Genomic DNA, 14,846 nt, shown 5'->3' on the forward strand with positions numbered 1-14,846 from the left:
TTGATTGTATATTTTATAAACGATACATCGACCAGCTATAAAACCATTTAATACTTCCATAATCTATCCAGTAAATAATAATTATAATCTCTTTCACTTCCCCAATCTTGGAAGTCTTTCACCTCAAAAGGCCTAAAAGGAATATTATCCAATAGCATAGCATAGACTATATGCGACATAAAAAGTTGTTCATACAAATATAATCTCTCATAATATTTGCAGAACACAGCAGCATCATCAAAAATATAACCTCCTGCATTAAAGAAACGGCTGATGATTTTTTTTTCTATTATATTTGTTATATAGAACTGATCATCAAGTTCCACATAACTCTTATTTCTTGGATTCACCATTTCCAACTTATCAAGTGGATAAATAGCTATACTATTTGCAATGGTAAAATCTCCACAAAAATAGCCATCAGGATCTTTCACAAAAATTGCTCCTTCTATGTTCTCGCAATTCACAGTCCGATAGACAGTCTCAGCCTGGCTAGTGGTTGGCTCATCAAGAACTACGACCTTAGCATTACTCAGTCCCAACTTTTTAAATTGCAATTTCAGCAATAATGACAAATAGTATTTTTTATCATATTTTTCAAGAATTGTAAAATAGATATTATCAAAACGATTTAAATCTAACCCTTGAATAGATTTTATGCAAAGCGAGATTCCATCAGGAGCAAAGTTAAATATATAAGGCATATAGTTCTCATACTCAATATTGTCAGCTCCTATAGGAATAATCAAACTAATACTCATAAAATTGAATTGAGGACATTTTTTAAGAATGCTACAGTTCTCTCCTCCTTAGCATATTGTATAACACGTAGGAAATTCATCAACTGAAAAGTACTATAATACTTATTATACCAATCATAATTACTATAATATATATCTATCTCTTTATCTATCTTGTCTGAAATTATTCTCATCCGCACAGAATCAAAATCATGCCCATACATAAGCTGCGACCAACCATAATTTGAATCTTGCCTAATCTTTACTAAATCAAGTAATGGAGATTCCAAAAATGAGTCCAGAAAGTCTATCAAATAGTAATTATTTCCATTAAATAGTATATTTGAAAAAGTCAAGTCTCCATGACACTGTCCAACTGGTATGTTTATCTCTTCATCTAGTTCATTGAATACAATTGAAGACTTCTCTAGAATTATCTTAATATCTGTATCCTTACTAATAAAATCATTTTTAGCAACTTTATCACAAACATCATTATATTTATTTATTACAACATTTTTATTAATCGGAGTCATTTTTGAATTTTCAATTTCAGAATCAATAAAAATTTTCAATGCCTTGATAAAATAACTAATCTGGTCAAATCCTGCATCTTCAAAATAATCTACATAATTCTTACTATATATATACTCCATCTTAATATTTAGATATTCATCCATACGTTCAATACCATATATTTTCGGTACACGAATATGCTGATAAGCTATCTTTGAAGCATTACACTGTTTCAAAGCTTGCTTATACAATCGTGGAATATAATTCTTATCACGAGTACTCTTGTTAATAAACAAGCTATCCCCGCCATTAACAATGTCTATCTGACAACCAGAATGCCCTCTTATTTCAATCTCCATAATAGTTTGAATTAACAACTATATAGTTTATACCTGCTGACTGGGCTGCCTGTACACCCACTTCCGAATCTTCAAAAACAAGTGCCTCATTAGGTTGCATAGAAAAATGCCTTAATACTGTCCTATATATCTCAGGGGAGGGTTTTCCTTGTCTCACCTCCTCACCCGCCAAAATAAGATCAAATATATCAGTTACCTCAATGTATTGCAATGCTTTTTCTAAATTTTTACGACATGCAGTAGAAGCTATCGCTGTTTTACCTCCAGCATTGTGAAAAGTTTTCAGTATAGCTAATAAAGAATTATTCACTTTAAAATATCTAAAAAAATCGGGGTAACAATTACCTTTAAACTCACTTATTTTTTGAGTTACAACCGGATCTGTTATGCCAACAGTTGCCATAAACTTTTCAAACCTAAAACCAAAACAATGACGATAGTCTACCTCTTTAAGAGCTAATCCCACCTGATTAAAAGCCTCTTGATAAGCCATAAAATTAGCTCGAAAAGTATCAACTAATGTACCGTCAAAATCTACAATTAACAGTTTTATTTCACTTCCGAGCATTACATATATCGTTTAAGTTCTTCAGGTGTCCCATAAGAATAATAATTTTCCATTAAGCAAAGTTTGACAGTTTCTCCATTCTTCAACAAATAATTATAAAGTAATGACACATAAAATTCCGATTTATTAGGTATTGAATTATCTAATAATTGATGCGCAACTTTTAAAAAACCTTTTCCTGAAGAAAAGAAATACGCTCCACAAAGAGCATGATTAGATATTACCTCTTTCTCTGCTGTACGCCTTACTATATTATTAGCATCAATCTCAGCATAACTATACTTTGGAAGGTCTGATTCAAATGATACCAACAAGCCGCCATTGACCTCATCTACAGGTTTTGCTAATATTTGACGAATATTTTCAAGAAAAGCCTTACTAGAGAATTCCAAATCACAGTCCATAACTATAACAGAATCATTAGGGTCTATTGCAGACTCAGCCATCAAACAAGTTTCAACTGCACCACGAGTGGTATTAAGTACAGAAAAAACTTTAGCATTTGGCAACTTGTTTTTTATATATTCGTTTATATGATATCTATCAATATGTTCCTGACGAACAATAAATGAATACTTCAAATTTATATCGTCCATAATTACGCTCCTAATAGCTCTAACGAACAAAGGTATCCCCTTCAATTCAATCAATGGCTTTGGTGTAGTCCAACCTTCTTTAAGAAAACGTGTTCCCTCACCTGCCATTGGCATGATAATATGTAAACTTCGCATAGTCCTCTATAATATTAAGTGCACATTATTTAACTATCCAACCTTTTCAGCTTAAGATAACTAAAAGTGTACTGATTGATTAGTCATTCCCTAATAATTAATTACAATATTTCCTTCGTTAATACACTTTCTTAAAGCTAAAGATTTCATTAGCTATATTATATCAACATTGAGAAATTGATATCTGTATCTGCTCAATTTTAATCCATTCCTTATCTTAATATGCATTCTTTTCTCCAACAACTACATTTGCTATAGTCTTATAAATGATATATATATCAAGTAGCATTGTCCAATGCTCCATATACCAAATATCAGCTTTAACACGTTCCTCCATCTGTGAGAGTTCTCTCGTTTCACCACGAAAACCATGTGTTTGAGCCCAGCCGGTTACTCCAGGTTTTATAAAGTGCCGCACCATATACTTATCAATCAAACGGGCATAAGTCTCCGTATGAGCCAACATGTGTGGACGTGGTCCCACTATTGACATATCACCCCTAAAAACATTGATAAACTGGGGAAGTTCGTCAATATTAGAACGACGAAGGAAGTTCCCAAACCGAGTTTTACGAGGATCATCAGCCGTAGCCTGTTTACTGTCAGCTTCATCATTCACTTTCATAGAACGGAATTTATAACACACAAAATCCACACCATTCAACCCCGTACGCATTTGCTTAAAGAATACAGGACCGGGAGAAGTCAACTTTATAATACTTCCCACTATGAGATAAACAAAGGGAAAAACTGTAACCAGAAAAAAACCGGAGAAAACAACATCAAACATCCGTTTCAACATACGGTTCTCCATCTTACCCAAAGGTTCATAACGCAGATTCAAGATAGGCATATTGCCAACCATACTGTGCCAGATACGACGCGGAAAACCTTTACATACATTAGGAACACCGTGAAAATAAAGCAAATGGTTTTCACAATAATTCATGATAGAAAAATTGTAACGTCCCTCCTCCATCGATAGAGAACAAAAAACATGCTTGATGCTTGGATGTGCAGACATAAAATCTGAAAAACCGTCAGGATTACCCAAATAGGAACATTGAGAAGAAAGAGCATCATTCGGTTTTATATCAAAATAACCCACGACTTCATATAGGGAAGACGCCAGAGAACTTTCCATCTCCTCATACAACACCTGCATATTATTGCCTCCACCTATAAAAACAGCATAACGTCTATGCTTGCCCTTAGCACAATAAACTATCAGAAAATGACGGATGATAATGCGATAAATACTTAAGATAACAAAGAGAAAAGAGAAATATGCAACAAAGAAAAAAGGAGAATAGATAGAGATTCCACTAAAAGTCATGATACATGCCCAAAAGATGGAAAAAGCTATAGTATTCTTCAACACGCGCAACACAAGTTGGTCAGGGCGAATTCCCCGACTATCCCAAACCCTCCCACGAGAACCGGAACAGGCCAGATAACAGAGACTTAACGAAGTCATCATCCAGGAAACCCTACAAGAAAAAGGTAAAGAGACAAATACTTCTTCCCAAAAGAAAAGGAGAAAGAACAATACCAAATTCAGAATGATCAGATCTCCCAGAACTGCTATAAATTCTATAAATTTATTGATTTGACTGGTGGTTGATACCATATCACATTAAAAATTGATTTTAGGCACATACTTCTTTGAACTTGCTCAGAAGGTCTTTCCCGAACAAATTCCAAGAGATTACAATACAAACTGATAGGAAAACAAAAACTAAAACATATACTTTCCTACTGGTTCCCGAAGGATATAATGGTACAACTGCAGGCTCTACAACAGCAAAAACAGGCTTCTCCTCCTGAACTTTAGCTCTGGCAACCTGAAGCTGACCGGCAACCTGACTATATACCTGGTAAGCCAAACTCATGTCATTCTGCAAACGTTCCTGCTCGGTACGAACACTCTGCAAAATGATATTGTCATGAGAGTCCATATAATCGGCATATTTTCTCTGCGCTTCGTAATATTCCTGCTGACGTTCTTTAAACAATTTCTCCAAATAGAGACAATCCTCTTTAGATTTGGAGGTACGATAGTCTATGATATATTCCTGCAACTTCTTAACTACAGAGTCAGCAACAACTGCAGCAACTTTAGAATCCTGAAAAGTTGCAGTAACGGAAGTCATTGAAGTTTTCTTATCCACAGAAGCGACAATCTTTTTCTTTAGTGATTCAATCTTCTGAGATTCCTTTTTGGATAATTCAATGGTACCTTGACTCGCTTTATCCGAAAAAATAGATTCATCCTCATCTTCGATAAACAAAGACTTTACTCCGCCAATTACCATACCAGGAAACCCGATTACATAACTCCACCAGGGAGAAGATTCTTCATCTAAATAAGAACTTAAAGAGATTTCCTCACTCCCTGATACAGGGACTTTCATATTAGAAAGTTCCAACAAAAAGGGAGTAGAAGAGACGATATCTGCAGATAAGGAAGCATTCAAGGCATCGGTTCCATCTCCCATAGAAACTCCACTTCCTAAAAAGGAAGCAGCCAAACCGGATAAACCACCACCTTTGTTATTACCCATTTCCGGAGAAAGAGTAACTTCAACCGTATACTGCTTAGGGATACTTATCGCAACAATAACACCAATTATCAGTCCGATACCGGCCGCTTTATAGATCTTCTTACGAATACCTATAACCTTACGAAGAAGATCCATCAAATCGATTTCAAGCTCCTCGTCATTGTGATTATTATACACCTGTTTTGTTTCCTTTTCAGATGTTTGTTCCATCAAAGTAGACATAAATAAAGGTATTCGTTATTTCTTGATTAAATTAGCGATAGAAGCAACCATCATTCCCAAAGTACTGAATGTAGTAGCATAACCTAAAATGTTGCCAATATTAGTCCTTTTCTTTGCCTTACTAGGTACAATTATCTCGCAACCCGGTTCAATCTGTTTCTTACCGCTACCTTTTACCTTAGTTACCTGACCATTCATATAAACAATGAACTTCTTGCTCTTCTTCGCATTTTCAGAATAGCCACCAGCTTGATCCAGATAATAATCAACTTTCTGTCCTTCTATATAAGAAACCGTATTAGGAACCATCACAGCACCATTGATCGTAACTGTATTATTGTTCTTCGGAATAGAAATCACATCACCCTCACGCAAGACAATATCCGCTGTACTGCCAGGATTAGCTAATGCTTTCTCCAAGTCAATGCCAACACTAAAAGTATCTTCCACACGAACACCCAAAGAGTCCATCATAGCCTCACCCAACTGTCGGCTCATCAAACGGATCACATCTCCCATACGTTTCTTCTCACCTTCAGTAGCGACACGAGTCAACTTGGCACCGCGTAAGTAAGCATAATTCGTAGCACCTCCAGCTTTATTGATCAAATCTGAAAGGCGTTCTTCACGATTGGTCATGGCGTATGAGCCTCCGAACAGGATTTCACCTTCAACAACCACATTCTGTTGAGCCTGATAACCCGGACTACGACGTACATAGACCTCATCATAAGGTTGAAGTACGAAACCCGGTGTGCCGTCGACGACAAAGCCTTCTTTCAGGGAGAATGTATATATCTGACCAATAGTATCGTTATCTACTGTACTACGGGGATTCTTAATTCTACGGGATACATCCACACGAACAACAGAAGCGGCTTCACGCAAGCCTCCGGCCTGAATGATCAAGTCTTCAAGAGTCATATTATCCGCATAAGGATAGGAATCTGGTTTGGCTACTTCGCCGTGGATTACAACATCTCCCCTATCTTCCAAATCATGGATACTAGGAATATAAAGAATGTCGTTTTTCGCCAGGATGATATTTTGGGAAGTACCATCCATGATGGCTTTAATGTCAACAGGGATAACTTCAGTAGTAAGGTCCTCACGTTGACGATAAAGGACAGCACGGTTCAAGAAAGCATCACCCGTCAAGCCTTGGGCTTCGTTCACCAGTTCGCGGACGGTATTCAGTTTACCGTTTAGCTGGTAGATACCGGGACGGTAAACAGCACCACGGATTTCAAGCTTATTAGTGAAACGGTTAAGGATAGCCTCGGCAGTCACAACATCACCATTCCGCATTTTATAGACACTATAATCAAGGTCTTTGACTGTGTTTACTTCATACTCCTGTCCGTTTTGGCGTACGACACGCAAAGAACGGGTGTAGGCGTCAGCGTCAAATCCACCGGCATAACTGATAAGTGTAGATAAGTTTTCGTCCTTCTTCATTTCGAAACGCATGGGGCGTTTCACTTTTCCGTCGATCTTAACCAATACGTCATAGGCGGGAACAATCACAACATCACCTTCCTGCAGACGAATGTCATCCTGAATGTTGCCTTTCATGATAAATTGGTAGACGTCGATTGTGGCGATGTTCTTACCGTTACGTACCAGCTGGACATTACGAAGGCTACCTATGTCACTCACACCTCCTGCACGATAAAGTGCATGGAATACAGTAGAAAAGGAAGAAAGAGAGTAAGTGCCCGGCTGGACAACTTCACCCATTACATTGATTTGAATAGTACGGATGCTGCCCAGAGTCAGACGGATGTCAGAAGTGGGGTCATTCGTATTATTAAGACCATTATATATCTTGTTTAATGTTTTTTTGAGATAGTCATTGGCTTCAGAAATGGTTAGTCCGTTCAGGTTGACAGGACCTATTTTCTGAATATTGATAGTGCCATCAGGAGAAATCTGTTGGCGGATAGTGTTCTGACTGGCTCCCCAGATGTCGATAATCACTTCGTCACCGGGACCGAGACGGTAATTTAAAGGGGTGGCGATGTTGACACTGGGTTCAAAAGTCAGGTTACGAGTATTGAAGATGTTTCTTCCGAAAACCTGATTACCACGTGCAAGGTCTTGAGTGCTCGGATGGTCTTCCAACATATCGGAAGTATTCTCCTTCATTTCTTCACGAAGACGGGATTCATTGACATCCGTACCGGTAGCGTTGGAAGCATTGACATTATTCTGCTGCTCATAAAGCTGCTTCACACGCATAGCCTGTTCTTTGGTCACGCCCTTACGGGCAAGTTCGGAGGCTAATTGTTTTTGTTCTTTCCCTTGTCTAATCCCCTCTTTGACATACTCCAACACTTGAGAATCGCTCATATTTTGAGCCATCAAAGGAGAAAAAACTCCTAACAGTAGAATGAATAGAAATACGTTAAAGTTTTTTTGTGTCGTCATTACTAATCTTTGTGGGTTCTACATAACCGATTGGCATATCTACACAAGCACAGCCAAGCATATTTAAACGAACGGCAATCTTACTCTTACCCCCGACAGTCACGAGTTCGCCAACAAGACCACTCAAAGGACCTTTTATGACACGAACTTTCTCACCACGCGCCAGTGGAGTATCATTCATACAGACTGCTTCTTCGGAATAATCGAGCATGAAACGGAAACGGGCCATCTGCTCGTCAGGAATAACGGCAGGNGGAGTATCATTCATACAGACTGCTTCTTCGGAATAATCGAGCATGAAACGGAAACGGGCCATCTGCTCGTCAGGAATAACGGCAGGAGTGCTTTCACCACGCATCACCATATAACGGCTAACCGTGGAGAAGCTTAGGACTTCCATACGCTCTTTTGGATTGACATGAACAAAAACCATCATGGGAAGCAAGACTGTATCAACCATCTTTCGACGGTCGCTCCATTGATGGATCTGTTGCTGAACGGGAACAAAAGAATCAATTCCCATCTTAGACAAACGCTCGGCAACTTTCTTCTCATGATGCATTCGAACGAGTGCTACATACCAGCGTTTTGAGTGTGCTACGCCTTCCCCTGTCCCACTAATAGGCCCGGCATTTACTGATTTTGGTTTCGTTAAAATCATATTTTTTTACCCCATGTGATTCCGTTACTTCTTAGGTAACGGATAACACATACACGAAACGTACATTATGATGAAAATAGAAATCACGCACATGACAAAGGCGTAGAATGTGGAAAGGCCTAATACTCAACGGGAAAAATCTAGAGATTAGGCAATAAAAAGTATAGAGCATGGAAATAAGGTTATTTCATGTTCGGATAGTTTTTTGCTCTATGTTTCAGATAAAACGAAAAAAAGTGGAGGAATATTTGCTTTCTATTCGTGTTTTTGTCTATCTTTGCGTCAAATTTAATTCCGTTACCTAAGAAGTAACACACATAGTTTAATTCTAATTATCAACACTTTACTATTCTATCACCACTTACACAGCAATTTCTAACGTAAGATAAATTCCCTTTATTTACTTCCGTACGTTCTTTTAGTCCAAAGCCTTTCAAGTAGATTTGTGTCGTTTTTATAGATTTGTGCCCCAATGATTCACTAATCATTTCAATGGAGACTCCCCGATACTTCGCAGTCGTTGCCCAAGAATGACGAAGCGTATAGGAAGTGACGGGAGATTGCAAATGCAAGGTTCTTGCCAGGTCCTTCAGAGAATTATTAAATCGACGGAGAGCGGACTGATATTCCCGGTAACCTCTTTCATCCGTCCGTTTTTTATCCCCACGAAGAATATCAAACAGATAATCCGGACAGTCAGGATGAGAATCTTCTTTGCTACGGAGCTGGTTAATCATTTCCTTTGCCGTATTCAGCACTTCCACGCTCATTGGAGTTTTAGTTTTGATACGATTGTATCGCAACACATTCTGATCGAGTGCCGATTTCTCCAGATGGGCTAAATCAGCGAATGACATTCCGCAAAACTGGAACATCAGGGCGGCAATAGCTTGCGTACGACGTAAACGTTCCGATTTGGGATCCTCATACAGAAGCTTATACAATTCCGTAGCAGGCAAAGCCTTTTTCTGGCGGACATCCACACCTGTATAGACATCATGAAACAGTCGCGGAACGTATGGCGCACTGCCCGCTTCCACTCCACGGTTATAAATACTACGAAGCATACGCATGTACGTAGAAATCGTATTGGGCTTCAAGCCACACTCATAAAGATACTGGCCGTAACGTCGTAAACGTTCACGGGTGATCTGTCTGAACGACACATTAGACGTGCCGCAAAATTTGCTGAAAGAAAAGAGGGCATTCTTGTAGACATGCGCCGTAGAATACCGTCCCTCCTTCCGCAAACGACCGATGTAGAATTCCGCACACCGGTTAAATCCATTTTTGTTCATCATTTGCATCACTAATAATTTTATATATTATACCATTTGGCAAGCAACAAAAAAACAAATCTTTTTGCAGAATTGAAGCACACTTGACAAATGCGATATTATTTTTTCAGATTATTAACCTATAAAAAAATATCCGGATGCCCACTAAACGGACATCCGGATATCACTCTCTTTCTACCTTCTGACTAATTACCTCTCTGAATAGTTTGCCAGATTGTAACATACCGGCTTCGTGCTATTACCTACGCGGTAGATACCGAACTTAAAGTAATAACCATCATCGTCGTTACGTCCAATCATGATTTTCTCATTGTCTACAATGTGTTTATTAACCTTTTTCCCTTTTTCCTGATAGTCCATCTGTACATCGAGCATACCCGGCTTTACAATTGTTTCCGCCTCTTTGCCATAGACTGTCCAATCGATATGAATACGGAATGTAATCCAACAATCTTTCGGAAAATCGGCGAAAGGCATTTTGTAAGCAATGGTCGATGCTTTATATGTAGATGTCACAGGTTTCATAACCGGTGTCTTTTCCGGATTTGCGTTGCAACGGTCGTCTTTATCAGTCAGCCATTTACGGTCGGAATTTGCTTTGATGTAAAACCATCCGCCTGAAAATCCGAATGCCAATGGAGGATAGCCACCTTGTTCCACCAGCCATCCGTTGGCCTTTCCGGCTTGATAAACGGGATTGCCTTGTTTGTCTTTCACCGGATTACCTTGCTTGTCCAGCTTGGGTTTCTTTTCGTATCCCATGTTTTTCTTAAAAATAGTAGTCTTGTCCAGTTCCATGAACTCATCAGCTGTCAGTTTCTTCACTTCACCCTGTGGAGTCTGTACCAAAGTACGATCCGGCATTCCATGCCATTGAGCAAAAATGGTGGAAACATCACTGCCTAATGTAGAAGGGATATATACCGAAAACTCATAATCGCGGGAAGCACCTTGCGGACAAATACCTTTTCCATGATGATATACAGTTTTCATTATTTGTGCTTTCTTATATGTATCGGCTGGTTTGCCTTTGAAATCATCGGAAGTTGCATAACAATAAGAAAATTCCGCACGCCCTTTTGTTTCCCCCGCTGCATATCCGGATAATGTGTTATCATCTTCTTTCAGTTCAAAACGATAAGAAGGTTTTCCGTTGAACATAAGGTTGAAATCACGTTGAATGGCATGCGCTTTTTTAGCTCCGACTGCTACCCAGCAACCATCTATAATCTGATTGACACATGCCGAATCTGCCTGTACATTTACACGCTCGGTCAGTGGCACCAAAGTCTGTGTTTCTATAGCCGGACCGGGTTTCTCGACTTGTTCAGCCATCGCCGTGCATCCTGATGCCAGCACGCAAATAATAAAAATGCTTTTCTTCATTCTATTCGATATTAAGTTTGTTGACGGTGCAAAAATACGAAAGGCAACCTCATCGGTTGCCTTTCGTTTGTCTCAAATGTTTTCACATTTGTGTAATTTTGCTGTCAACACCTGCCTGGAGGCTTAATTGGGTGCTTCATCGTTCAAATCTTCTTCAAGCATATCGACTTTCTGTATGCTCATTTTTCCATCAGCAGTGATCGTTATAGAAAGCGGCATATACAAATCTGTCTGCGGATAACAAACACTTGCGGCATATACAATGCCCTGCGGAGTGGTCTTGTCGTATACAATTCCTTCCAATATAGATTTCGAGAGAAATTTTGCATCGACTACGGATGAAAAATCATTCTTGGTAAATGTCTTGTTCAATACCGTTTCGTTACCGCGTGTCAGGTGCAGCACTATTTTATTATCGACATAAGTATCTCCCATCTCATTTGTTACATGAGGCAGACTTTCGTCCGGAGTACGTGAAACAAAGGAATGATAATCTTTTCCTTTGAATTTAAAGTTAGTTTCGCTCTTAGACGTCTGCATACGCTGCAATCCGTGAGCATCTATACTGTCTATTCTTGCCAGCAGCGACTGATTATCTGAAGATCCTTTTTTACCGCCACATGCAGTCACAGCCACCGCCAACGGCAACAAAAGCAAATAAATTAGTTTTCTCATACGTAAGTTTTCTGTTTATAAATAGATGGCAAAGGAACAAAAAGAGCGGGATATTTACAAGTGTAACCGACATTTTTCCTACATTTGAAGGAAAGAAGGAATGGAAAGGCTATCACAAAGGGGGGCTTGACAACAGTGGCAAACCGGCCAGTGCATTTAATGCTTTCAAGAGATAAGATTATTGAATCCTTTTTTATAACTTTACGCCGAATCCAAAATATTTTATACCTGAAAAGTAAAAATGAACATGAAACACCCCAAACAGTTATTAGCTGTACTTTTGATGGCCGCCGCCTGCACTATGCAAGCGCAACGCAGTGAGGCACTGCTGGAGAAGAACTGGAAATTCAGTAAAGGAGATTTTAAAGAGGCCAGTCAGCCGGAGTTCAATGACACTAAATGGGAATCGGTTGTTATTCCACACGACTGGGCGATTTTTGGTCCATTCGACATGAACAATGATCTTCAGAATGTGGCAGTGACACAGAACTTTGAGAAAAAAGCTTCCTTGAAGACAGGACGTACCGGCGGTCTTCCTTATGTAGGTACCGGATGGTATCGTACCAGTTTTGACGCCCCTGCCGACAAAGAAGTGACACTGCTCTTTGACGGTGCCATGAGTGAAGCGCGTGTCTACATCAACGGAAAAGAAGCTTGTTTCTGGCCTTTCGGCTACAATTCTTTTCACTGTAATGTGACTTCCTTATTGAATAAAAACGGTAAAAACAATACGCTTGCCGTGCGTTTGGAAAACCGTCCGCAATCTTCGCGCTGGTATCCGGGAGCAGGTCTATATCGCAATGTACACCTGATTGTGACTGACAAAATCCATGTGCCTGTATGGGGAACGCAAATCACGACTCCTCACGTCAACAAGGATTTTGCAGCCGTACGTCTCCAAACGAAGATAGACAATGCCGGTGAGAAAACAGCCATCCGTGTAGAGACGGAAATTCTTTCTCCGGAAGGTAAAGTTGTTACCCGGAAAGAGAATACAAGCCGCATCAATCACGGACAACCTTTTGAACAAAATTTTATTGTAAACGCGCCCGAACTCTGGTCGCCGGAAAGTCCGTCGCTTTACAAGGCTGTCTCTAAAATTTATGCGGATGATAAACTGGTAGATACTTACACCACACGTTTCGGTATCCGCAGCATTGAATACATTGCCGACAAAGGATTCTACCTGAACGGGGAGCACCGCAAATTTCAGGGTGTATGCAATCACCACGATTTAGGTCCGTTGGGCGCCGCTATCAATGTAGCAGCACTGCGTCATCAGCTTACGCTATTGAAAGATATGGGATGCGACGCGATCCGTACTTCTCATAATATGCCGACTCCCGAACTCGTTGCGTTGTGTGACGAAATGGGATTTATGATGATGATCGAACCGTTCGATGAATGGGATATCGCCAAATGTGAAAATGGTTATCACCGCTACTTCGATGAATGGGCGGAACGTGATATGATAAATATGCTTCATAATTACCGGAACAACCCTTGCGTCGTTATGTGGAGTATCGGCAACGAAGTACCGACTCAATGCAGTCCTGTCGGTTATAAAGTGGCCAAATTCCTGCAGGATATCTGCCATCGTGAAGATCCTACCCGTCCTGTCACTTGCGGAATGGACCAGGTGACTTGTGTACTTGCCAACGGATTTGCAGCAATGATTGACATTCCGGGACTTAATTACCGTACGCAACGCTATCAGGAGTCATACGACCAACTCCCGCAGAATCTGATTCTGGGAAGCGAAACGGCTTCTACTGTCAGTTCACGTGGCGTATACAAGTTCCCGGTGGAAGATAAGAAAGGGGCAAAATATGAAGATCATCAATGCTCTTCATACGATGTGGAGGTTTGTCCCTGGTCGAATATTCCGGACGAGGACTTTGCATTAGCTGACGATCATCATTGGACCATCGGACAGTTCGTATGGACCGGATTTGATTATCTGGGTGAGCCGTCACCATACGATACGGATTCATGGCCTAACCACAGTTCAATGTTTGGTATCATCGACCTTGCCAGTTTACCTAAAGACCGCTATTATCTTTACCGTAGCGTGTGGAACAAGGAAGCGGAAACTTTGCATATCCTGCCTCACTGGACCTGGCCGGGACGTGAAGGTGAAGTGACTCCCGTTTTTGTGTACACTAATTATCCTACTGCCGAATTGTTTATCAATGGCAAAAGTTATGGAAAACAAAGCAAGAATAATAGTTCGCTAAAGAACCGCTATCGTCTGATGTGGATGGATACAAAGTACGAACCGGGTGAAGTGAAAGTAGTAGCCTACGACAAAAACGGAAAAGCGGTAGCTGAAAAAGTAGTCCGTACTGCCGGAAAGCCTCATCACATCGAACTGGTAAGCAACCGTAACGAACTGACTGCAGATGGAAAAGACTTGGCTTATGTGACTGTTAAAGTAGTAGACAAAGACGGTAACCTCTGCCCTGCCGATAATCGTCAGATAAATTTCTCGGTAAAGGGAACGGGTAAATATCGTGCTGCCGCCAATGGTGATCCGACGAACCTTGAACAATTCCATCTTCCGAAAATGCATGCTTTCAACGGTATGTTGACAGCTATTCTGCAAGCCGGTGAAACTGTCGGAGAGATTGTGTTTACAGCAAAAGCAAACGGAGTGAAAGCCGGAAATATTCGTATTCAGACGAAATAAGGCATAC

12 protein-coding genes are annotated in these 14,846 nt (G+C 40.0%); 1 reads left to right on the top strand and 11 read right to left on the bottom strand.

All coding sequences use genetic code 11. The features are described 5' to 3' along the window. Nucleotides 1-47: 47 nt before the first annotated feature. From KQP79_RS03670 to KQP79_RS03720, 11 genes are all read right to left on the bottom strand, one after another. Nucleotides 48-761, bottom strand: coding sequence for a hypothetical protein (locus tag KQP79_RS03670; protein ID WP_008643074.1), 714 nt, complete (start codon nt 759-761; stop codon nt 48-50). Next, entirely contained in the window at nt 758-1,615 is an 858-nt protein-coding gene (locus KQP79_RS03675; protein WP_008021484.1) for a phosphotransferase, read from the bottom strand. The genes KQP79_RS03670 and KQP79_RS03675 overlap by 4 nt, the downstream gene beginning before the upstream one ends. Next, entirely contained in the window at nt 1,605-2,183 is a 579-nt protein-coding gene (locus tag KQP79_RS03680; protein ID WP_008021481.1) for an HAD family hydrolase, read from the bottom strand. Before KQP79_RS03680 ends, KQP79_RS03675 begins: the two co-directional genes overlap by 11 nt. Beyond that, nucleotides 2,183-2,914, bottom strand: coding sequence for a glycosyltransferase family 2 protein (locus KQP79_RS03685; RefSeq protein WP_008021480.1), 732 nt, complete (start codon nt 2,912-2,914; stop codon nt 2,183-2,185). Before KQP79_RS03685 ends, KQP79_RS03680 begins: the two co-directional genes overlap by 1 nt. Before the next feature lie 217 nt (nt 2,915-3,131). Continuing rightward, nucleotides 3,132-4,544, bottom strand: coding sequence for an undecaprenyl-phosphate glucose phosphotransferase (locus KQP79_RS03690; RefSeq protein WP_008021478.1), 1,413 nt, complete (start codon nt 4,542-4,544; stop codon nt 3,132-3,134). A 19-nt stretch (nt 4,545-4,563) separates the two neighbouring features. Next, a complete protein-coding gene (locus tag KQP79_RS03695) occupies nt 4,564-5,700 on the bottom strand; it encodes a Wzz/FepE/Etk N-terminal domain-containing protein (RefSeq protein WP_008021475.1) in 1,137 nt (378 codons plus the stop codon). Nucleotides 5,701-5,715: 15 nt separating this feature from the next. Next, nucleotides 5,716-8,130: an SLBB domain-containing protein gene (locus tag KQP79_RS03700; RefSeq protein WP_008643070.1), complete on the bottom strand. Its 2,415-nt coding sequence runs from the start codon at nt 8,128-8,130 to the stop codon at nt 5,716-5,718. Beyond that, nucleotides 8,108-8,791: a UpxY family transcription antiterminator gene (locus KQP79_RS03705; protein WP_264386618.1), complete on the bottom strand. Its 684-nt coding sequence runs from the start codon at nt 8,789-8,791 to the stop codon at nt 8,108-8,110. Before KQP79_RS03705 ends, KQP79_RS03700 begins: the two co-directional genes overlap by 23 nt. Nucleotides 8,792-9,126: 335 nt before the next feature. After that, nucleotides 9,127-10,098, bottom strand: a complete 972-nt coding sequence (locus KQP79_RS03710; RefSeq protein ID WP_008019040.1) for a tyrosine-type DNA invertase cluster 3b — start codon at nt 10,096-10,098, stop codon at nt 9,127-9,129. Nucleotides 10,099-10,278: 180 nt separating this feature from the next. Beyond that, the gene (locus KQP79_RS03715) at nt 10,279-11,475 is read right to left on the bottom strand and encodes a heparin lyase I family protein (protein ID WP_008021459.1); all 1,197 of its coding nucleotides are present in this window, start codon (nt 11,473-11,475) and stop codon (nt 10,279-10,281) included. A 123-nt stretch (nt 11,476-11,598) separates the two neighbouring features. Further along, entirely contained in the window at nt 11,599-12,150 is a 552-nt protein-coding gene (locus KQP79_RS03720; RefSeq protein ID WP_004316589.1) for a DUF4738 domain-containing protein, read from the bottom strand. 241 nt (nt 12,151-12,391) lie between these two features. Between KQP79_RS03720 and galB the strand changes: the two genes are divergently transcribed. Beyond that, a complete protein-coding gene (gene galB / locus KQP79_RS03725) occupies nt 12,392-14,839 on the top strand; it encodes a beta-galactosidase GalB (protein ID WP_138343424.1) in 2,448 nt (815 codons plus the stop codon). Nucleotides 14,840-14,846 lie beyond the last annotated feature (7 nt).

The organism is Bacteroides sp. DH3716P, assembly GCF_025914115.1.
GTDB lineage: Bacteria > Bacteroidota > Bacteroidia > Bacteroidales > Bacteroidaceae > Bacteroides > Bacteroides ovatus.

Coding starts and splice junctions, on each gene's coding strand:
- KQP79_RS03670 (WP_008643074.1), bottom strand. CDS start 761: ATGAGTATTAGTTTGATTATTCCTATAGGAGCTGACAATATTGAGTAT.
- KQP79_RS03675 (WP_008021484.1), bottom strand. CDS start 1,615: ATGGAGATTGAAATAAGAGGGCATTCTGGTTGTCAGATAGACATTGTT.
- KQP79_RS03680 (WP_008021481.1), bottom strand. CDS start 2,183: ATGCTCGGAAGTGAAATAAAACTGTTAATTGTAGATTTTGACGGTACA.
- KQP79_RS03685 (WP_008021480.1), bottom strand. CDS start 2,914: ATGCGAAGTTTACATATTATCATGCCAATGGCAGGTGAGGGAACACGT.
- KQP79_RS03690 (WP_008021478.1), bottom strand. CDS start 4,544: ATGGTATCAACCACCAGTCAAATCAATAAATTTATAGAATTTATAGCA.
- KQP79_RS03695 (WP_008021475.1), bottom strand. CDS start 5,700: ATGTCTACTTTGATGGAACAAACATCTGAAAAGGAAACAAAACAGGTG.
- KQP79_RS03700 (WP_008643070.1), bottom strand. CDS start 8,130: ATGACGACACAAAAAAACTTTAACGTATTTCTATTCATTCTACTGTTA.
- KQP79_RS03710 (WP_008019040.1), bottom strand. CDS start 10,098: ATGCAAATGATGAACAAAAATGGATTTAACCGGTGTGCGGAATTCTAC.
- KQP79_RS03715 (WP_008021459.1), bottom strand. CDS start 11,475: ATGAAGAAAAGCATTTTTATTATTTGCGTGCTGGCATCAGGATGCACG.
- KQP79_RS03720 (WP_004316589.1), bottom strand. CDS start 12,150: ATGAGAAAACTAATTTATTTGCTTTTGTTGCCGTTGGCGGTGGCTGTG.
- galB (WP_138343424.1), top strand. CDS start 12,392: ATGAACATGAAACACCCCAAACAGTTATTAGCTGTACTTTTGATGGCC.